Below are 18342 nucleotides of genomic sequence, written 5' to 3' on the forward strand. Positions count from 1 at the left end.
CAACCGCGAAAACTCACCGACAGGGGGAGCTGGCCGCCGCGGTGCTGATCGCGGCGACCCTCCGCCCGTGTCGGTGAGTCTCGTCGCCGCCCTGGGCTTTTCGGGGCTCAGCCCTCCAGCGCGGCGTCGAGGGTGATCTCGACCCCGGTGAGCGCCTTGCTGACCGGGCAGCCCGCCTTGGCGTCCGCGGCCGCCTTGGCGAAGCCGTCGGCGTCGAGGCCGTCGACCTCACCGCGCACCTTGAGGGTGATGCCGGTCAGGCGGAAGCCGCCGGCCGGGTCGGCGCCGAGCGAGACGTCGGCCTGCACGTCGAGCGCCTGCGGGGTGCCGCCGGCCTCGGCGATCAGCGCGGACAGCTGCATCGCGTAGCAGGCGCTGTGCGCAGCCGCGAGGAGCTCCTCCGGGCTGGTCGTGCCGTTCGCGTCCTCGGCGGCGCGCTTGGGGAAGGACACGTCGAACGTCGCCAGCTTGGAGCTGGTCAGCTCCACCTTGCCCGCGCCCTCCTCCAGGCTGCCGGTCCAGTCGGTGCGTGCGGTGCGTGTGGGCATGCGAATCTCCTTGTTTTTCAGGGCTATTCAGGGCTATTCAGGGGTTACTACTGCGCTCTCGGTGCTCTCGGTGCTCTCGGTGTACCGGCATTCTCGGCCGGTATGGCGCTGCGCACCCGATCGGCGATGCCCTGCACCTCGTCGCGCAACTGCATCAGGTGCGCGTTGTCCAGGCCGGTCGCCTCGGAGACGACCGCCGGCACCGGCACCGCCTGGGCGCGCAGCGACCAGCCACGCGTCGTCAGCGCGACGAGCACGACCCGCTCGTCGTCGGTCGCGCGCTCCCGGGTGACCAGACCGAGCAGCTCCAGCCGCTTCAGCAGCGGCGAGAGGGTGCCCGAGTCGAGCTGGAGCTGAGCGCCGAGCTCGCTGACGGTCTGCGGGGACTGCTCCCACAGGGCGAGCAGCACCAGGTATTGCGGGTAGGTCACCCCGAGCGGTGCCAGCAGCTCCCGATAGAGCGCTGTCAACGCCCGGGAGGCGCTGTAGAGCGAGAAGCAGAGCTGGTTGTTCAGCCGCAGGCTCTCCGATGAGTCCGTCACGTCATACAACGTATCAGGTTGTGCGCGATTGTATTGTGCCCAACCTAAAAGCGTGTCGTAGTCTGCGTCACATAGCATCTGGGGGAACGGATCGGGCGGCAGCACTACGGCGCACCTACCTGAGTCTTGGCCTGGGCGAGTTGTGCGCGACGGCGGTGTTCGTCGGCGTCCCCCTCACCGGCGTGGTCCCGTCAAGCGCCGCGCTCTGGTCCGCGCTCATCCCGTTGGTGCTGGTCCTGCTGCAGGGCGGCGTCTACTGGCTGCTGGCACGCCGATGGCTGGCGCGGGGTGTGATGCCGCGTGCGGTGGCCTCCGCCTACCGCAGCTTTCGGCTGCTCGACCCGCTGGTCATCGCAGCCGGACTCGTCGGCGTGCTCGTCACCCAGGTCTCAGCCGAGCAGCGCGTGCTGGCGCTGATGGTCTGGTTGCTCGCGGTCGTCGAATACGTCAACTATTTCGTGGTTCGGCTTGCCTACCCGGCCACAAGCTGGCTCAGCAAGGTCGGTGAGCGCCGAATCCCTCGACTGGTCATGGACATTCGGGCGAGCGGCAGCTGAACCGGCGGCGCGCTGACGCTCGGACGTCACCCGATCGACCAGCCACCAGGCAAGACCCACGATGACCCAGCCGACGAGCACGTCGAGCACCCAGTGGTTGGCGGTGCCGACCACGACGAGGGCGGTGACCGCGGCATACGCAAAGCCGAGCGTGCGCAGCCACCACGCACCGCTGACCGCTGCGACCGCGAGCGCCACCCAGAGCGCCCAGCCGGCGTGCATCGACGGGAACGCGGCGAGTTCGTTGGTGCTGCCCGCGAAGGCGCGCGGCGCCGACGCGTCCCCGCCCCACCAGCCGTCGTCGGAGTGCACGCTCAGCACATCGGTGAGGCCGGCCATCCGGGGCGGCGCGGTCGGCATCGTGAGATAGAAGCCCAGCGCGACGAAGGTGGCGAGCGCGAGCGCGTTGCGGGCGCGCCGGTAGACCTCGCGGTGGCGGGCGAAGAGCCAGCCGAGCACCGCGAGCGTCACCACGTAGTGCGCCGTCGCATACCAATAGCTGCCGAAGAGCCCGAGCCAGTCGTGCTCGACGAAGAGTTCGTTGAGCGACTGCTCCAGGTCCAGGTCCAGCACCGTCTCGACGTGCAGCAGGTCGGCGGCGCGGCCCACCGCAACGTCCAACCGGTCGCTGGCGAGCAGCCGGCTGCCGGTGTAGGCGACATACAGCGCCGCCACCAGCAGCAGCTCCCTTATGACGGGGCTCGCGTGCGCGAACAGCCGCGAGTGCGAGCCGGGCCGCTGCGAACCGGCCCGCTGCGAACCGCGCCGCGGCCGGTCTGCCGCGGGCCGCAGTCGCGCGCCGCCGTGGGGGTGAAGGGTGTGTCCGATGCTCATCGTTCTCGCTCAACGCACTAAGTGGAGGTTTTCTTCCAGATAACCTCCAGCCTACCGCGCTATCCGGAAGGAAAACTCCAGTTAGCTCGTTAGACTGTGTGACATGCCGAACACCTCGCACCCGGAAGCCTGCGCGCCACTGCGCGCCGACGCCGCGCGCAACCGCACCAAGGTGATCGAGGCGGCCTGCGAACAGTTCCGGCAAGGCGGCCTGGACATCCCGCTCGAGGACGTCGCGAAGGCGGCCGGCGTCGGCATCGCGACGCTCTACCGCCGGTTCCCGACCCGCGAGGAGTTGATCGCGGCCGTCTTCGAGGAGCTGTTCGCGTCATACCGCCCGGTGCTGGAGGACGCGGTCGGGCAGGACGATCCGTGGACCGGAGTCGTGCGGCTGGTCAACGGCCTCTGCGCGCTGCAGGCCGCCGGCGCCGGGCTCGGGGACCTGGTGGCGCTGCGCTTTCCCTCGAGCCCCGCGATGGAGCAGTTGCGCCTGCACGTCGAGAGCCAGCTGGAGGGGCTGCTCGACCGGGCGCGTGCGTCGGGGCAGCTGCGGCCCGACGCCGACCTGTCCGACCTCATGCTGATCTTCCTCGGCAACGCCGAGGTGGTGCGCCGCACGGCGCAGCACGCGCCTGACGCCTGGCAGCGCTACGCGGCACTGCAGCTGGAGTCGCTGCGCGCCCGCCCCGACGCCGCGCCGCTGCCCGCACCGCTGACCGCGGAGCAGCGGGTCGCGGTGCTCAAGCGCTGAGCGCAGTCAGCAGAAAAATCTTCCGCACGCGATGTCGAGCAGGCCGCCGGCCGTTCGACGTACGGGTGGCAAGCAACCGACAACCAACGAAAAGCAGGAGTGATCGCGATGCCACGGTTCATGGGATTCGTGCGGATGGAAGAAGGCGTCGGCACCCCGCCGAAGGCGCTCTTCGAGGCGATGGACAAGTACATCAGCGAGCTGGCGGCCAAGGGCGTGTTCGTCGACGGAGGCGGGCTCTACGGCACCGAGGACGCGGTCAACTTCGTCGCGCGCCAGGGTGAGGTGAGCCGGGTCGACGGCCCGTATGCCGAGGCCAAGGAGGTCGTCGGAGGCTGGGCGATCCTGCAGTACGACACAGTCGAGGAGGCGGTCGCCGGCCAGCAGGAGTTCGCCGAGCTGCATGCCAAGCACTGGCCGGAGGTGACGGTGGTCGCCACGCTGCGGCAGATCTCCGACGGCCCCGAGAACCCCGAAAACCCTGAGAGCTCAGACGCGCCCACCGGCTGAGCCGGAGTCACTACGCTGCCCCCGTGCCGGCGCCTTCCAGTGCGGATGATCCGAACGGGGCGATAGTCGCCGCGTGGCGGGCCGAATCGGCCCGCCTCGTCGGCGCACTCACCCGGATGACGCGGGACGTGGCGCTCGCCGAAGACCTGGCGCAGGACGCCCTGGTCGCGGCTCTCGAGCAATGGCCGGTCACCGGCATCCCGGGCAACCCGAGTGCGTGGCTGATGACCACCGCGAAGCGGCGCGGCATCGACCACTTCCGCCGCGCGGAGGTGCTGCGCCGCAAGGTCACCGAGTTGGCGCACGCCGACCGGGAGAGCGAGACCCAGATGCCCGATCTCGACGCGCAGGTCGACCACATCGAGGACGACGTCCTGCGCCTGATCTTCCTGTCCTGCCACCCGTCGCTCACCCCGGAGTCGCGCGCCGCACTGACCCTGCGGCTGGTCGGCGGCCTCACCACCGCGGAGATCGCGCGCGGCTTCCTGGTGCCGGAATCCACCATGGCACAACGCATTTCGCGCGCCAAGAAGACGTTGTCGTCGCGTCGTGCGGAGTTCGAGCTGCCGACCGGGCCCGCACGCACGGAGCGGCTCGACGACGTGATGGCGGTCGTCTACCTGATCTTCAACGAGGGGTATGCCGCCACCTCCGGCGCCGACTGGATGCGGCCCGACCTGGCGCACGAGGCGATGCGCCTGGCGCGGATGCTCGCCGCGCTCGCACCGGACGAGGTCGAGGTGCTCGGGCTGCAGGCGCTGCTGGAGCTCCAGGGATCCCGGATCCCGGCGCGCCTCGACGCCGACGGCACGCCGGTGCTGCTGGAGGCACAGGACCGGACGCGCTGGGACCAGTTGCTCATCCGGCGCGGCCTCGCGGCGCTCGCCCGGGCCGAGACGATCGCGGAGCGGGGCACACCGGTCGGGCGCTACTTCCTGCAGGCGTCGATCGCCGCGCAACACGCCCGCGCCGGGCGGCCGGAGGACACCAACTGGCGACGCATCGCCGCGCTGTATGACGTGCTCGCCTCCGCCGCGCCGGGGCCCGTCGTCGAGGTCAACCGGGCGGTCGCGCACGGTCGCGCGTTCGGTGCGGACGCGGGTCTCGTCATACTCGACGAGCTGGGGGAGGACGCGCTCGGCGACTCACCGCTCATGCCGAGTGTCCGCGGCGACCTGCTGGAGCGGGCCGGGCGCCGCGACGAGGCACGGGCGGCGTTCACCGAGGCGGCGGCCCGCACTCGCAACGACGGCGAGCGTGCGATCCTGCGCCGCAGGGCGGGCGCGCTCGGTTAGCTGCCCGCCGGCAGCTGCACGATCTGGATCAGGTTGCCGCAGGTGTCGTCGAAGACCGCGATCGTCACGCCGCCCATGTCGGTCGGGGGCTGGGTGAAGCGAACACCCTTGTCCTGCAAGCGATCGCACTCCGCCCGCACGTCGTCGACCGCGAACGACGCCGCCGGTATGCCGTCGGCCACCAGCGCCCTCGTGTAGGGACCGACGGCCGGGTGGCCGTTCGGCTCGAGCAGGAGCTCGGTGCCGTCCGGTGCGTCGGGCGAGACCACGGTCAGCCACCGCGCGTCACCGAGCGGGATGTCGTGCTTGACCCGGAAGCCGAGCACCTCGGTGTAGAACTTCTCGGCCGCGGCCTGGTCCTCGACGAAGACCTGGGTCAGGTAGATCCGCATGCGTTCACCTCGTGGTGGAGTCGGTCGATGTGGTGGAGTCGGTCGATGGCGTGTGCCCGGTCGATGGCGTGGGCTGATCGATGAAGGACAGGATCTCGGTCACCAGCCGCCCCGGCGGGATCGCCGCGGTGATCCTCGTCGGCGTCGCGGTCTTCGCGGGAATCACGCTGCGCGGTGTCTCCGCCCAGGCCGACCTCTCCGACGCGGAGCACTGAACCGCGCGCACTGAGCTCGACCCCCGAGACCGAACACCGAAGATCCCGAGCCCCCCATGCGGCTCGGGATCTTCTGTCGGTGGCTCCGGTGCTGACCGCGGTCACCTCGCGGACTTCACCCGAGCCTATTTCCGTACTATCGTACTGAAAGATTGGGAGCGCCCACCGCCGGCGTCGATGTGCTTGTCGGTGTGGTTATCGGTGTGGTTGTCGTGTTCGGGAGGCACAGTGTCCAAATACCTTGCAAACATTGCCCGTTGGTGTTTTCGCCACCGCAAGACGGTCGTCGCGCTCTGGATCCTCGTCGCTGCTGCGGTGATCGCCACCGCCCAGCTGAGCGGCGGCAAGACCAACGACAACTTCACGATCCCGGGCACCGAGTCCCAGCAGATGCAGGACCTGCTGGCCAAGGACCTGCCTGCGGCCGGCGGCGCCCAGACCCGGGTGGTGTTCGCCACCCACGGCAGTCAGAAGCTGACATCCCCGACCAACGTGCAGGCGGTCAAGGAGACGATGGCCCAGCTGGCCAAGGTCCCGGGGGTGGTCGCGGTGACCGATCCCTTCTCGACAAAGCAGGTGTCGCCGTCCGGCCAGGTCGGGCTCGGCACCATCCAGTACAAGGACGCCGCGCAGGACGTCAGCAGCTCGACTCTCGACCGGGTGAATGCGGTCTCCGACACCGCTCGCAACGCGGGCGTCCAGGTCGAGTACGCCGGATCGGTCTATCCCGGCTCGGAATTCACCATCAGTGAGATCCCCGAGATCATCGGCATCGTCGTCGCGTTCATCGTGCTGCTGGTGACCTTCGCGGCATTCGTCGCGGCCGGCCTGCCGATCATCAACGCGATTCTCGGCGTGATCGTAACGGTCATGTCGGTCACCGCGCTGGCCGCTGTCGTCGACATCGCGTCGACGTCGACCACCGTCGCACTCATGCTCGGCCTGTCCTGCGGCATCGACTACGGGGTCTTCATCCTCTCCAGGCATCGCAACAACCTCATCGCCGGACTCGACGTGGAGGACTCGGTCTACCTCGCCGTCGGGACGGCGGGCAGCTCGGTGGTGTTCGCCGGCCTGACGGTCATCGTCGCCCTCTGCGGTATGGCGGTTGTCGGCATCCCGTTCCTCACGGTGATGGGGCTGGCCGCCGCCGGCGCCGTCCTGATCGCACTGCTGATCGCGCTCACCCTGCTGCCCGCGTCGTTGGGGTTCGCCGGCCGCAAGGTCATCAGCTTCATCCCGTCGCCCGGGATGCCCGGGCACCACGAGGCGATCGCCCGGCAGGCGGTCGAGGCTCCGGAGAAGAGCGCCGGCGGCGTCTGGGCGCGGTTCGTCGTCCGCTTCCGGGTGCCCGTGCTGATCGTCGGTGTGCTGGGTCTGCTCGTCATGGCGTCGCCGGCGCTCGACATGCAGCTCGGCCTGCCGAGCGGGTCGTCGCAGTCCAAGGACAACACCGCCCGCAAGGCGTACGACCTGACCACCGAGGGCTTCGGTGTCGGGTTCAACGGCCCGCTGCTGGTCACCGCGCAGAACGTCGACAGCCCCGCCGACGTGCAGCAGCTCGTCGGCGCCCTGCAGAAGCAGGACAACGTGGTGACCGCGGTCCCGACGGTGAGTCAGGGCAAGCTCGCGATCATCTCGGTGATCCCCAAGACCGGGCCCAACGATCCGAAGACCGCTGATCTGGTCACCCACCTGCGCGACAACCGCAGTCAGATCGAGGGCACGACGGGCACCAAGATCCTGGTGGGCGGCCAGACCGCCTCCAACATCGACGTCTCGACCAAGCTCACCGATGCGCTGCCGATCTTCCTGATCGTGGTGGCGGCGCTGGCGTTCGTGCTGCTGACGTTCGCGTTCCGGACCATCCTGATCCCGATCAAGTCGATCGTCGGCTTCCTGCTGTCGGTCGGAGCGGCGTTCGGCCTCGAGGTCGCGATCTTCCAATGGGGTTGGGGTGCAAGCCTGTTGGGCGTCACCAAGGGCGAGATCATCAGCTTCCTGCCGCTGATCATGCTCGCGATCATCTTCGGCCTCTCCAGCGACTACGAGGTTTTCGTCGTCTCGCGCATCAAGGAGGACTACACCAAGACCGGTGACGGTCGGGGCGCCGTCGAGCGCGGCACCACCTCCTCCGCCCGCGTGGTCACCGCGGCGGCGCTCATCATGTTCTCGATCTTCGTCGCGTTCATGGTCACCGACGACCCGACCATCAAGGCGATCGGATTCGGTTTCGCCGCAGGCGTTTTCATCGATGCCTTCGTCGTACGGCTGACGCTCGTGCCGGCCCTGATGGCGATCGTCGGCTCGAAGGTCTGGTATCACCCGCAGTGGTTCGCCCGGCACATTCCGGACCCCGACATCGAGGGTGAGAAACTCAGCAAGGAGTTCGAGGACCGCCTCCACCCCGCCGAAGCACCGCAGACCTAGCAACGACCCCCCGAAGACCCAGCAAGGACCGACCTCTCATGATCGACGGCCGCCGCGCCCGCAGCGCACGCACCCGGGCCGCGCTCATCGACGCTGCTCTGGAGCTCATCGTGCGCGAGGGCGCGGGGTCGGTCACCCAGCGGAAGGTGGCAGCGGCGGCGGGCACCTCGCTCGCCTCGACGACCTACCACTTCCGCACCGCCGAGGACCTGGTCATCGCGGCATTCGAGGAGAGTGCGCGGCGCACCAGCGACCAGCTGGAGACGATGGCCGAGAACGTCGTGTCCGGGCGCAGCGACCTCATCGACGCGGCGATGGCGTTCGCGGCCAGGGCGCCGTACGGCGTGGACTTCCCGTCCGACGCGATCCCGCAACTGGTCGCCGCCGCGGCCCACAACCCTCGACTGCGCGCGGTCAGCGAGAGCTACTTCGCCGGTATGGCGCAGCTCTTCGCCCCGTGGACCACGCCGCCGGACGCCGGCAGCACGGTTGCGCATGCCCTCACCGGACTGCTGCTGCACGAGCTCGAACGCGGCGAGCACCGCCCGACGGCCGCCTTCCGCACCGACGTCACGCGGTTGTTCGACGCGTTCGGGATCACCGAGCGGGTGGCCGACGCCGCCCGCCGGTCGCGCGCCGCAGCCGAGTGACGGCGAGCGCGCCGCGATCAGCGGCCGGTCGCACGCAAAAGTCGACCCTCGGCATACGAACACGCCGACGATCCGCGCAGACGCGGCGCGTTGCTCTGCCGAGGGTCGACTTTTGCCGGCAACCCGCCGCGCTACGACGACGGCCGCCTCACCACGACGAAGGCCGCCTCCCACGGATGGGAGGCGGCCTTCGATCACACACCAGTGGAGCCAAGGGGACTCGAACCCCTAACCCCCTGCTTGCAAAGCAGGTGCGCTACCAATTGCGCCATGGCCCCTGGACCACCAGCGCCGCGTGTTCGCGGCGGTGGGTCAGCCCTGCTTGGGCTGGTCGGCGGCCTGCGCCCAGAGGTCCTTGGTCGACTTCTGCTGCTGCATCTTCTGCTTAACGACGGCAGCACCGGCGGCGACGCCGACGAGCAACAAGAGCTTCTTGACCATGTGCGGGCTCCGATCCGACGAGGACGGTGCGGTGGTGGGCCTAACTGGACTTGAACCAGTGACCTCTTCCTTATCAGGGAAGCGCTCTAACCGACTGAGCTATAGGCCCGTGCACCGTTCGAACGCCCCGGCAGAAATCCGCCGTGGGCGCCGAACGAGGCTACCTCACCGAGGGGCGCCACACCAAAACGAGCCGGTATGACGGGAGCCCCGGTGGGGCGAGGTGTCGCTACTCGTCCGACAGCGTCATCTGCACGCCGCCGACGAGCGAGGCGCAGATGTTGTAGAGGAACGCGACCAGCGTGGCCAGCGCGGTCATCAGCACCACGTCGATCACCGCGATCACCACCGACAGGGAGACGACCCGGCCGAAGCCGATGTAGTCCATGATGTCGAAGGTCGAGCCGTTCTTGTCGAGCGTGCGCAGCACGTCGTTGAGGTTGCCCCAGACGCCCATGCCCTGCAGCACCGTCCACAGCACGGCGACCATCACGACCATCGCGATGCCGAGCGCCACCGACAGCAGGAAGGCGATCTTCATCACCGACCACGGGTCGACCCGGGAGAGGGTCAGCCGCACGCGGCGCGGGGTCGAGCGGGCCGGGCGCCGGCCCTGCGGACCACCCGGTCGCGGGGCGGGACGCCGCGGCTGACCGGGTCGTCCCGGCGTACGGACCGGAGCCTGCTTGCCACCGGGCCGGGGAGCGGTGCGCGTCGACGAACCGCCCTTGCCGTCACCGGACCCGCTGGATCCGGCTGCGCCCGGCAGCTTGGCTGCGGGCACTTCCGCGGTGCGGGCGGAACCGCCCTCGCCGCGGCCGTCGGATGCGTCGCTGCTCACTCGTCGTCTCCCGGCTCGTCGGTCTGCTCTGTCTCTGCCTGGTCAGGGTCTGCCTGGTCGGCGGTGGGCGCGTCGACGCCGTCGGTCACACCCTCGGCGTCGGAGGCCTCCGCCTCGCCCGACGGTACGCCATCAACCTCGGCATCCTCGACTTCCCGCTCGGCGTTCCGGGCAACGGCCACGATCGAGTCGCCCTTGCCCGGCACGGCGAACCGCACGCCCTGCGTGGAGCGACCGGTGCGGCGCACCTCGTCGACGCGGGAGCGCACGATCTTGCCCTTCTCCATCACCACGAGCACCTCGTCGGTGTCGTCGACGGTGAGCGCGCCGACCAGGTCGCCGCCGCGTTCGGAGATCGCGGCCACCTTCACCCCGAGGGTCGCCCGACCCTTGACCGGGTAGTCGGACGCCGCGGTGCGCTTGGCCAGGCCGTTCTCGAAGACCACGAACACGTCGGGGTCGGTGCCGTCGCGCACGATGTTGAGCGACAGCAGGTCGTCGCCGTCGCGGAACTTCATGCCGGTGACGCCCGAGGTCGAGCGACCCATCGGCCGCAGTGTCGCGTCGGAGGCGGTGAAGCGCACCGCCTGACCCTTGTGCGACACCAGCAGCACGTCGTCCTCGCCGCTCGCCAGCTGGGCGCCGACGAGCTCGTCGCCGTCGCGCAGATTGCCCGCGATCAGGCCGCCGGTGCGCGGGGAGTCGTACTCGGACAGGCGGGTCTTCTTCACCAGGCCGCGCTTGGTGGCGAGCAACAGGTATGGCGACTGCTCATAGTCGCGCAACGCCATCACCTGGGCGATCTCCTCGCCCGGCTGGAACGCCATCAGGTTGGCCACGTGCTGACCCTTGGCGTCGCGGCTGCCCTCGGGCAGCTCGTACGCCTTCGCCCGGTAGACCCGGCCGGCGTTGGTGAAGAACAGCAGCCAGTGGTGGGTGGAGGTGGTGAAGAAGTGCGACACCACGTCGTCGCCACGCAGGTTGGCCCCGCGCACGCCCTTGCCGCCGCGCCGCTGCGCGCGATATTCGCCGAGCTTGGTGCGCTTGGCGTAACCGCCCCGGGTGATCGTGACGACCACGTCCTCCTCGGGGATCAGGTCCTCCATCGACATGTCACCGTCGAACGGCACGATCTGGGTGCGCCGGTCGTCGCCGTAGTGGTCGACGATCTCAGCCAGCTCGTCGCTGACGATCTGCCGCTGCCGCTCCGGCTTGGCGAGGATGTCCTGGTAGTCCTCGATCGCCCGCTGCAGCTCGTCGTGCTGGTCGATGATCTTCTGCCGCTCGAGGGCGGCGAGGCGGCGCAGCTGCATGTTGAGGATCGCCGTCGCCTGGATCTCGTCGACGTCGAGCAACTGCATCAGGCCGGTGCGGGCCTCGTCGACCGACGGGCTGCGCCGGATCAACGCGATAACCTCGTCCAGCGCGTCCAGCGCCTTGAGCAGGCCGCGCAGGATGTGGATCTCTTCCTCGGCCTTGCGCAGCAGGTATGCCGTGCGTCGCTGGATGACGTCGATCTGGTGGTCGACCCAGTGCCGCACGAAGGCCGAGATCGGCAGCGTGCGCGGCACGCCCTCGACCAGGGCGAGCATGTTGGCGCCGAAGTTCTGCTGCAGCTGGGTGTGCTTGTAGAGGTTGTTCAGCACTACCTTGGCGACCGCGTCGCGCTTGAGCACGATGACGAGGCGCTGGCCGGTGCGGCCCGAGGTCTCGTCACGCAGGTCGGCGATGCCGGCGATGCGGCCGTCCCGGACCAGGCTCGCGATCTTCTCGGCGAGCGCGTCCGGGTTGACCTGGTAGGGCAGCTCGGTGACGACCAGGCACTGCCGGCCCTGGATCTCCTCGACGTTGACGACCGCGCGCATCACGATCGAGCCGCGACCGGTGCGGTAGGCGTCCTCGATGCCCTTGCGGCCCATGATCAGCGCGCCGGACGGGAAGTCCGGGCCGGGGATCAGCTCGATGAGCTTCTCCAACAGCTCCTCACGCGACGCCTCCGGGTGGTCCAGCAGCCACTGGGCGCCGGTCGCCACCTCGCGCAGGTTGTGCGGGGGGATCTGGGTCGCCATACCGACGGCGATGCCGCCGGAGCCGTTGACCAGCAGGTTGGGGAAACGCGACGGCAGCACGGTCGGCTGCATCGTCTTGCCGTCGTAGTTGGGCTCGAAGTCGACGGTCTCCTTGTCGATGTCGCGCACCAGCTCCATCGCCAGCGGCGCCATCCGGCACTCGGTGTATCTGGGCGCGGCCGCGCCGTCGTTGCCCGGGGAACCGAAGTTGCCCTGGCCGTCGATCAGCGGGTAGCGCAGCGCCCACGGCTGGGCGAGCCGCACCAACGCGTCGTAGATCGCGCTGTCGCCGTGCGGGTGGTACTGACCCATCACGTCACCGACGACGCGGCTGCACTTGTTGTAGCCGCGGTCGGGCCGGTAGCCCCCGTCGAACATGGCGTAGACGATGCGGCGGTGCACCGGCTTCAGGCCGTCGCGCACGTCGGGCAGCGCGCGGCTGACGATCACGGCCATCGCGTAATCGATGTAGCTTCGCTGCATCTCGGTGTTGAGGTCGACCGGGTCGATGTTCGTCCCGGTGCCGGTGCTCGTGATCGCCGTGTCGCCGACCTGGTCCGAGGTGCCGAGGATCTCGTGCGGGGTGTCGCCGGGAGGAGTCTGGCCGTCGTCGTCAGTCATCAATGTCCTTGTCGATCAGCATGTTTCACGTGAATCGCTTGGCTGGTTGAGTTGCGGAGTCGCTCCGCTGGTTGAGTAGCCGGAATCGCTTCGCTGGTTGAGTAGCCGGAGGAGCGCAGCGGGGGAGGCGTATCGAAACCAGCCCCTCCTCGGTGAAGCCTTCGCACCTCGCACTCCGCTGCGCGCATCATCAGATGTCAAGCCCTCGGACCTCTTCCTCGCACTCCGCTTCGGCCGGCGGCTCGCTACGCTTCGCCGCCAACCTCCGCTGCGCGCTTCGTCAGATGTCAAGGAACCTGACGTCCTTGGCGTTGCGCTGGATGAACCCGCGCCGGCTCTCGACGTCCTCGCCCATGAGTACGGCGAAGATCTCGTCCGCCGCGGCCGCGTCGTCGAGGGTCACCTGCAACAGCGTGCGGTGGTCGGGATCCATGGTGGTCTCCCACAGCTCCTGGTAGTTCATCTCGCCGAGACCCTTGTAACGCTGCACCGCGTTGTCCTTCGGCAGCCGCCAGCCGTTCGCCTGGCCGACCCTGATCAGGCCGTCGCGCTCCTTGTCGGAGAAGGCGAACTCGTGCTCGTGGTTGCTCCACTTGATGCGGTAGAGCGGCGGCTGCGCCAGGTAGACGTAACCGGCCTCGATCAGCGGCCGCATGAAGCGGAAGAGCAGCGTCAGCAGCAGCGTGCGGATGTGCATGCCGTCGACATCGGCGTCGGCCATGAGCACGATCTTGTGGTAGCGCGCCTTGCTGATGTCGAAGTCCTCGCCGATGCCGGTGCCGAAGCCGGAGATCAGCGCCTGGACCTCGTTGTTGGCCAGCACCTTGTCGATGCGGGCCTTCTCGACGTTGAGGATCTTGCCGCGGATCGGCAGGATCGCCTGGTTGAACGGGTTGCGGCCCTGCACCGCCGACCCGCCGGCGGAGTCGCCCTCGACGATGAAGATCTCCGACACCGTCGGGTCGTTGCTCTGGCAGTCCTTGAGCTTGCCGGGCAGGCCGCCGGACTCCAGCAGGCCCTTGCGGCGGGTGGCCTCGCGCGCCTTGCGGGCGGCGAGGCGCGCGGCCGCGGCCTGGATCGCCTTGCGGACGATGCCCTGACCCTCCTTCGGGTGCTGCTGCAGCCAGTGGTCGAACTCGTCGCGCACCGCGCCCTGCACGAAGCCCTTGACCTCGGAGTTGCCGAGCTTGGTCTTGGTCTGGCCCTCGAACTGCGGCTCGCCGAGCTTGACCGAGATGACCGCGGTGAGGCCCTCGCGGATGTCGTCACCGGTGAGGTTGTCGTCCTTCTCCTTCAGCAACTTCTGCGCGCGGGCGAAGGTGTTGATCAGCGAGGTCATCGCGGCCCGGAAGCCTTCCTCGTGGGTGCCGCCCTCGTGCGTGTTGATCGCGTTGGCGTAGGTGTGCACCGACTCACTGAATGCCGTGGTCCACTGCATCGCGACCTCGACCGACAGCAGACGGTCGGTGTCCTCGTGCTCGAAGGCGATGATGTCCTCGTTGACCGGCTCGTTGCGCTTGGAGGAATTGAGGTGCTTGACGTAGTCGATCAGCCCGTCGTCGTAGCGGTAGGTGATCGTGCGCGCCTCGCCGCTCGCCACCGACTCCTCGCCCTCGGCGGTGGCGCCGGCCATCGCCTCTTCCTCCGCGCCCTCGTCGACCTGCTGGGGCCGCTCGTCGGTCAGCGTGATCGCCAGGCCCTTGTTGAGGAAGGCGTACTGCTGGAAGCGGGCGCGGATTGTCTCGAAGTCGTAGTCGGTGGTGTCGAAGATCGCCGCGTCGGCCCAGAAGGTGATCGTGGTGCCGGAGTCCTCGGGGTCGGCCGAGCCGACCTCCTTCAGCGGCTCGACGCGAGCGCCGTGGTCGAACTCCATGTAGTAGACGATGCCGTCGCGTCGTACCTCGACGGTCAGCTTGGTCGACAGTGCGTTGACCACGGATGAGCCGACGCCGTGCAGGCCGCCGGACACCTTGTAACCGCCGCCGCCGAACTTGCCGCCAGCGTGCAGCTGGGTGAGCACCAGCTCGACCGTGGACACGCCATACGCCTTGTTGATGTCGGTCGGGATGCCGCGCGCGTGGTCACGCACCCGCACGCCACCGTCGGCGAGCAGGGTGACCTCGATGCTGTCGCCGTAGCCGGCCATCGCCTCGTCGACCGCGTTGTCCACGATCTCCCAGATCAGGTGGTGCAGGCCGCGGGCGCCGGTCGAGCCGATGTACATGCCGGGTCGCTTGCGGACCGCCTCCAGGCCTTCCAGCACCTGGATGTCATCGGCGCCGTAGGACGCGCTGCCGTTGCTCGCAGTCTTGGCCGCCGACGTCTTCTTCGGCTGCTCCTCGTCGGGGGAACCCTGGGGCGCAGGTGTCTCGGGCACAGTGCTCCTTCACGCAGCATGGTGGTCGCATCCGGGCACACAGGCGGCCCGCCGACGTCGCGGCGAGCCGTCAATCGATCGTGTATGCCGAATCAGACTTCCATGATAGCTGTTGGTAGCCCGTCAGTGGCGCGTGGCACGCCCTGAACGCCGATGTGAGCCGCGAACCCACCCTCCGCCGACTCCCCACACCTGACCTGGTCCGGAAATCGGCTCACGCAACGCTCAGCGCACCCGTCCGGTGCCGGTCCACTTGTCCATCTTCTGCGCACTTGTCCACGGTTGGCCGACTTGTCCGCTGGGTGCGGACTTGTCCACGGTTGGCCGACTTGTCCGCTGGGTGCGGACTTGTCCACGTTTGGCGGACTTGTCACGTGCTACAGCACGTGACAAGTCCACCCACTACGTGACAAGTCGACGTCAACGTGACAAGTGCGGGTCCGACGTGACAAGTCCGCCCGCAACGTGACAAGTCCGCGCCGGTATGGCGGCTACTTGCGCAGCATGTAGACCGTGGCGTTGGTGGTCGTCACGCAGGTGACGATCTGGCCGGCGGTGCAGGTGACGTCGTAGCTCTGGTGCGTCTCGGGCGAGGTCGCCGAGAACGACGCGTTGCCGTCGGCGTCCTTGGCCGACTGGTAGCGGGACGCGACGACGCCGGCGAAGGCGCAGGTGGTGCGCGGGCCGGTGCCGTAGTCGGCGCCGCCCGGGCACGGACTCGCCGACGCGGGCAGGTCGGTGGCGTAGCTGGTGCTGGGGGACGCCGAGCTCGACTCCGACGACGGCGACGAGGATGCGGAGGACTCCGACGAGGACGACGGCTGTGACTCGGACTGTGTCGGCGACTGCTCGGTCGGCGAGTGGGTCTGGGTCTTGGTCACCGTCTGGGTCGGCAGCGGGGAGTTGGCCTGCGAGCTGCCGTTGTTGTTCGACCGGGTCAGCGCGATCGCGGCGACCACGCCGACGACCAGCAGCGAGGCCACGATGACCAGCACCGGCGCCCACGCATTGCCGCGCCGCCGCTGCTCCTGCTCCTGCCCGTAGTAGGGGCCGCCGCCCTGCTCGTAGCCGTAGTAGTCCTCGTCCGGGCGCGGCGGCTGCACGTAACTGTGCTGGTCGCCATACCCCTGCCCGCCCGCACCGTATGACGGGGGCTGCGCCGCCTGGGTGCGGTCGTCATAGGGGTCGGTGCCGGCCCGGTCGTCGTAGGGCGCCTCGCCCCACGCCGTGGCGTCCGGATCGCGCTGCTCGGGCCGTCGGGCGTTCCGGTCGGTGAAGAAATGGTCGAACTCGTCCCGGCCCCCGCGCGGGTCTTTCCCGTCCTGACCAGGCTGGTCATGACTCACGTGTCTACTGCTTCCTGCCGGTGCCGGTGTGCAAAAACGCCTTCACTGTAAGCGCATCACGCGGTGCCCGGCCAAATGTTCGCGGTCGTCCTCAGCGACTTCTCATCGACTTCTCATCCGTAGGTGTCGCGCGGTCCGCGGCCACCGTGCGCCTTGCGCGGACCCTTCGCCCAACTCGGCGCGTTGGGTCCGACGACCCGCAGTTCCTGCACCACGTCGGGTCCGACGGCCTGTTCCATCTTGCCGAGGAGCGTCGAGCTGAGCAGCCGCAGCTGGGTGGCCCACGCGGTGGATTCGGCGCGCACGGTCAGCACCCCGTCGGTGAAGGTCACCGGCCGGGCGTGGGCCGCGACGTCGGGCCCGACGATCTCCTCCCACCGGCCCATGACCGAGCCGGCCGCGACGTCGACCTGCCAGCCGCGGTCGACCAGCAGCTTGTCGAGTTGGTCGCCGAGCACTCCGGGGTCGCGGCCGTCGTCGCGGGCGCGTCCGGTGCCGAGGTCGCCGGCCTTGCGGGCCCGGCGCCGCACGGGCGCGCCGGGCCGAAAACCCTTGTCCCGTGCGCTCAGTCGGGCGCGGCGCAGCGCATCGCGTGCCGCGTCGAGCGCGTCGGTGCCGTCGTTCTCCGAGGCATCGTCCGCAAGATTCCCCGGCGTGTCCGGCTCCTGCCCGTTCCGGCCGTCCTCAGTCGTCATCGGCCTTCACCTGCCCGAGAGTGACGGTGAAGGTGCGGCCGGTCAGCGAGTCGGGCACGTCGTCGCCGACCGCTGCGGTGATCAGCACCTGTTCGCAGTCGGCGACCATCAGCGCGAGGCGGCGCCGGCGGCCGGCGTCGAGCTCGGCGAAGACGTCGTCCAGCACCAGCACCGGGTCGGTGCCGAGGTCGTGCCGCAAGAGTTGGAAGGCCGCGATCCGCAGGCCGAGCGCGAAGGACCACGACTCGCCGTGACTGGCATACCCCTTGGCCGGCAACGAGCCGAGCTGCAGCACGACGTCGTCGCGGTGCGGGCCGACCAGCGTCTGGCCGCGCTCGACCTCGGCGCGGTGCTGCTGCTCGAACGTCTTGGCAAATCCCGCCTCGAGCTCGCCGACGTCCGGCACCTCCCCGGCGGCGAGCTGGTCGGCCAGTTCGTCATACATCGAGCTCTTGTATGACGTCCGCGCGTCCGACTGGCCGGCGCTGACCTCGTCATACGCCAGCTGGAGGTAGGGCTGCAGGTCGCGCAACAGCCGCAACCGGGCGTAGACGAGGTTGGCACCCACCTTCGCCAGATGGCTGTCCCAGACCGGCAGGGTCGCGAGCGCGGCCTGCCGATCCGCAGCGGTACGAGCGGTTTTCAGCAACGCGTTGCGTTGCTTCAGGATCTTGTCGTAGTCGGCGCGCGCCCCCGCCCAGCGCGGTTGCCGGGCGACGAGCAGATCGTCGAGGAACCGGCGGCGTTCGCTCGGGTCGCCCTTGACCAGGGCAAGGTCCTCCGGCGCGAAGAGCACGGTGCGCAGCTTGCCGAGCAGGTCGCGCGGGCGGGTGAGCGGCGACCGGCCGAGGCGCGCCCGGTTGGCGCGGCCGGGGTTGATCTCGAGCTCCAGCTGCTGCTCGCGGCCGTCGCGCAGGACCGCGGCCCGCACGATCGCCTGCCCTGCGCCGGCGCGCACCAGCGGCGCGTCCTGCGCGACCCGGTGCGAGGAGAGGCTCGCCAGGTAGCCGAGCGCCTCGACGATGTTGGTCTTGCCCTGCCCGTTCAGGCCGACGAACGTCGTGACGCCGCTCGTGAGTTCGAGGTCGGCCGACTCGTAGGACCGGAAGTCCTGCAAGGTCAGGTGACGCACGAACACGTCCGCAAGTCTAGGAGCCGTTTCGCCGGGGGCCGCCCGCACGCGGCATACAGCAAACGTCCAGCAGACGTTCGGCGGCGGTGCCTAGCG

17 protein-coding genes and 2 tRNA genes are annotated in these 18342 nt (G+C 69.2%); 6 read left to right on the top strand and 13 right to left on the bottom strand.

The genetic code is table 11. From position 1 onward, the window contains the following. Positions 1–107: 107 nt before the first annotated feature. From HJ588_RS03835 to HJ588_RS03845, 3 genes are all read right to left on the bottom strand, one after another. Entirely contained in the window at positions 108–548 is a 441-nt protein-coding gene (locus HJ588_RS03835; protein ID WP_171152094.1) for an OsmC family peroxiredoxin, read from the bottom strand. A 47-nt stretch (positions 549–595) separates the two neighbouring features. Beyond that, complete coding sequence (locus tag HJ588_RS03840; protein ID WP_343036584.1) at positions 596–1090, bottom strand: MarR family winged helix-turn-helix transcriptional regulator; 495 nt, start codon at positions 1088–1090, stop codon at positions 596–598. A 389-nt stretch (positions 1091–1479) separates the two neighbouring features. Continuing rightward, entirely contained in the window at positions 1480–2481 is a 1002-nt protein-coding gene (locus tag HJ588_RS03845; protein WP_171152097.1) for a phosphatase PAP2 family protein, read from the bottom strand. A gap of 103 nt (positions 2482–2584) precedes the next feature. Here HJ588_RS03845 and HJ588_RS03850 point away from each other — a divergent pair, with 103 nt between their 5' ends. The 3 genes from HJ588_RS03850 (at position 2585) to HJ588_RS03860 (ending at position 5037) form a co-directional block, all read left to right on the top strand. Continuing rightward, the gene (locus HJ588_RS03850) at positions 2585–3232 is read left to right on the top strand and encodes a TetR/AcrR family transcriptional regulator (protein WP_171152099.1); all 648 of its coding nucleotides are present in this window, start codon (positions 2585–2587) and stop codon (positions 3230–3232) included. A 108-nt stretch (positions 3233–3340) separates the two neighbouring features. Then, complete coding sequence (locus tag HJ588_RS03855) at positions 3341–3742, top strand: YciI family protein (protein WP_171152101.1); 402 nt, start codon at positions 3341–3343, stop codon at positions 3740–3742. Between the two features lie 23 nt (positions 3743–3765). Next, on the top strand, positions 3766–5037 hold the full coding sequence (locus HJ588_RS03860; RefSeq protein ID WP_171152102.1) for a sigma-70 family RNA polymerase sigma factor: 1272 nt from the start codon (positions 3766–3768) through the stop codon (positions 5035–5037). Here the strand turns inward: HJ588_RS03860 and HJ588_RS03865 are convergent. Then, positions 5034–5429, bottom strand: a complete 396-nt coding sequence (locus tag HJ588_RS03865; protein WP_171152104.1) for a VOC family protein — start codon at positions 5427–5429, stop codon at positions 5034–5036. The genes HJ588_RS03860 and HJ588_RS03865 overlap by 4 nt on opposite strands. An 80-nt stretch (positions 5430–5509) precedes the next feature. Between HJ588_RS03865 and HJ588_RS19715 the strand changes: the two genes are divergently transcribed. The 3 genes from HJ588_RS19715 (at position 5510) to HJ588_RS03875 (ending at position 8724) form a co-directional block, all read left to right on the top strand. Continuing rightward, positions 5510–5644, top strand: a complete 135-nt coding sequence (locus HJ588_RS19715) for a hypothetical protein (RefSeq protein ID WP_281358802.1) — start codon at positions 5510–5512, stop codon at positions 5642–5644. Between the two features lie 228 nt (positions 5645–5872). Then, the gene (locus HJ588_RS03870; RefSeq protein WP_171152106.1) at positions 5873–8074 is read left to right on the top strand and encodes an MMPL family transporter; all 2202 of its coding nucleotides are present in this window, start codon (positions 5873–5875) and stop codon (positions 8072–8074) included. A gap of 38 nt (positions 8075–8112) precedes the next feature. Then, positions 8113–8724 carry a TetR/AcrR family transcriptional regulator gene (locus tag HJ588_RS03875; protein ID WP_171152108.1) on the top strand — a complete coding sequence of 204 codons (612 nt, stop codon included), beginning with the start codon at positions 8113–8115 and terminating at the stop codon, positions 8722–8724. A gap of 205 nt (positions 8725–8929) precedes the next feature. Here HJ588_RS03875 and HJ588_RS03880 read toward each other — a convergent pair. The 9 genes from HJ588_RS03880 to recF all read right to left on the bottom strand — a co-directional run bounded on the left by HJ588_RS03880 (position 8930) and on the right by recF (position 18252). Continuing rightward, positions 8930–9002 (bottom strand) — tRNA-Ala (locus tag HJ588_RS03880). A 34-nt stretch (positions 9003–9036) separates the two neighbouring features. Then, positions 9037–9165: a DLW-39 family protein gene (locus HJ588_RS18935; RefSeq protein WP_212755274.1), complete on the bottom strand. Its 129-nt coding sequence runs from the start codon at positions 9163–9165 to the stop codon at positions 9037–9039. A 32-nt stretch (positions 9166–9197) separates the two neighbouring features. Further along, positions 9198–9274: transfer RNA gene (locus tag HJ588_RS03885), tRNA-Ile, on the bottom strand. A gap of 120 nt (positions 9275–9394) precedes the next feature. Continuing rightward, complete coding sequence (locus HJ588_RS03890) at positions 9395–10006, bottom strand: DUF3566 domain-containing protein (protein ID WP_343036585.1); 612 nt, start codon at positions 10004–10006, stop codon at positions 9395–9397. Then, on the bottom strand, positions 10003–12558 hold the full coding sequence (gene gyrA / locus HJ588_RS03895; protein ID WP_246241923.1) for a DNA gyrase subunit A: 2556 nt from the start codon (positions 12556–12558) through the stop codon (positions 10003–10005). The genes HJ588_RS03890 and gyrA overlap by 4 nt, the downstream gene beginning before the upstream one ends. Before the next feature lie 418 nt (positions 12559–12976). After that, positions 12977–15073, bottom strand: coding sequence for a DNA topoisomerase (ATP-hydrolyzing) subunit B (gyrB, locus tag HJ588_RS03900; RefSeq protein ID WP_171152113.1), 2097 nt, complete (start codon positions 15071–15073; stop codon positions 12977–12979). A gap of 491 nt (positions 15074–15564) precedes the next feature. After that, entirely contained in the window at positions 15565–16419 is an 855-nt protein-coding gene (locus tag HJ588_RS03905) for a hypothetical protein (RefSeq protein WP_171152115.1), read from the bottom strand. A gap of 113 nt (positions 16420–16532) precedes the next feature. Further along, positions 16533–17114 carry a DciA family protein gene (locus tag HJ588_RS03910; RefSeq protein WP_171152117.1) on the bottom strand — a complete coding sequence of 194 codons (582 nt, stop codon included), beginning with the start codon at positions 17112–17114 and terminating at the stop codon, positions 16533–16535. Next, a complete protein-coding gene (gene recF / locus HJ588_RS03915; protein ID WP_171152119.1) occupies positions 17104–18252 on the bottom strand; it encodes a DNA replication/repair protein RecF in 1149 nt (382 codons plus the stop codon). The genes HJ588_RS03910 and recF overlap by 11 nt, the downstream gene beginning before the upstream one ends. Positions 18253–18342: the final 90 nt, after the last annotated feature.

Origin of the sequence: Flexivirga aerilata (assembly GCF_013002715.1) — a bacterium.
GTDB classification, from domain to species: domain Bacteria; phylum Actinomycetota; class Actinomycetes; order Actinomycetales; family Dermatophilaceae; genus Flexivirga; species Flexivirga aerilata.

Bases quoted from the DNA above. Each gene is read 5' to 3' on its own strand.
- HJ588_RS03865 (WP_171152104.1), bottom strand. From the start codon at position 5,429: ATGCGGATCTACCTGACCCAGGTCTTCGTCGAGGACCAGGCCGCGGCC.
- HJ588_RS19715 (WP_281358802.1), top strand. From the start codon at position 5,510: ATGAAGGACAGGATCTCGGTCACCAGCCGCCCCGGCGGGATCGCCGCG.
- HJ588_RS03850 (WP_171152099.1), top strand. From the start codon at position 2,585: ATGCCGAACACCTCGCACCCGGAAGCCTGCGCGCCACTGCGCGCCGAC.
- HJ588_RS03835 (WP_171152094.1), bottom strand. From the start codon at position 548: ATGCCCACACGCACCGCACGCACCGACTGGACCGGCAGCCTGGAGGAG.
- HJ588_RS18935 (WP_212755274.1), bottom strand. From the start codon at position 9,165: ATGGTCAAGAAGCTCTTGTTGCTCGTCGGCGTCGCCGCCGGTGCTGCC.
- HJ588_RS03875 (WP_171152108.1), top strand. From the start codon at position 8,113: ATGATCGACGGCCGCCGCGCCCGCAGCGCACGCACCCGGGCCGCGCTC.
- gyrA (WP_246241923.1), bottom strand. From the start codon at position 12,558: ATGCAGCGAAGCTACATCGATTACGCGATGGCCGTGATCGTCAGCCGC.
- HJ588_RS03910 (WP_171152117.1), bottom strand. From the start codon at position 17,114: ATGACGACTGAGGACGGCCGGAACGGGCAGGAGCCGGACACGCCGGGG.
- HJ588_RS03855 (WP_171152101.1), top strand. From the start codon at position 3,341: ATGCCACGGTTCATGGGATTCGTGCGGATGGAAGAAGGCGTCGGCACC.
- HJ588_RS03845 (WP_171152097.1), bottom strand. From the start codon at position 2,481: ATGAGCATCGGACACACCCTTCACCCCCACGGCGGCGCGCGACTGCGG.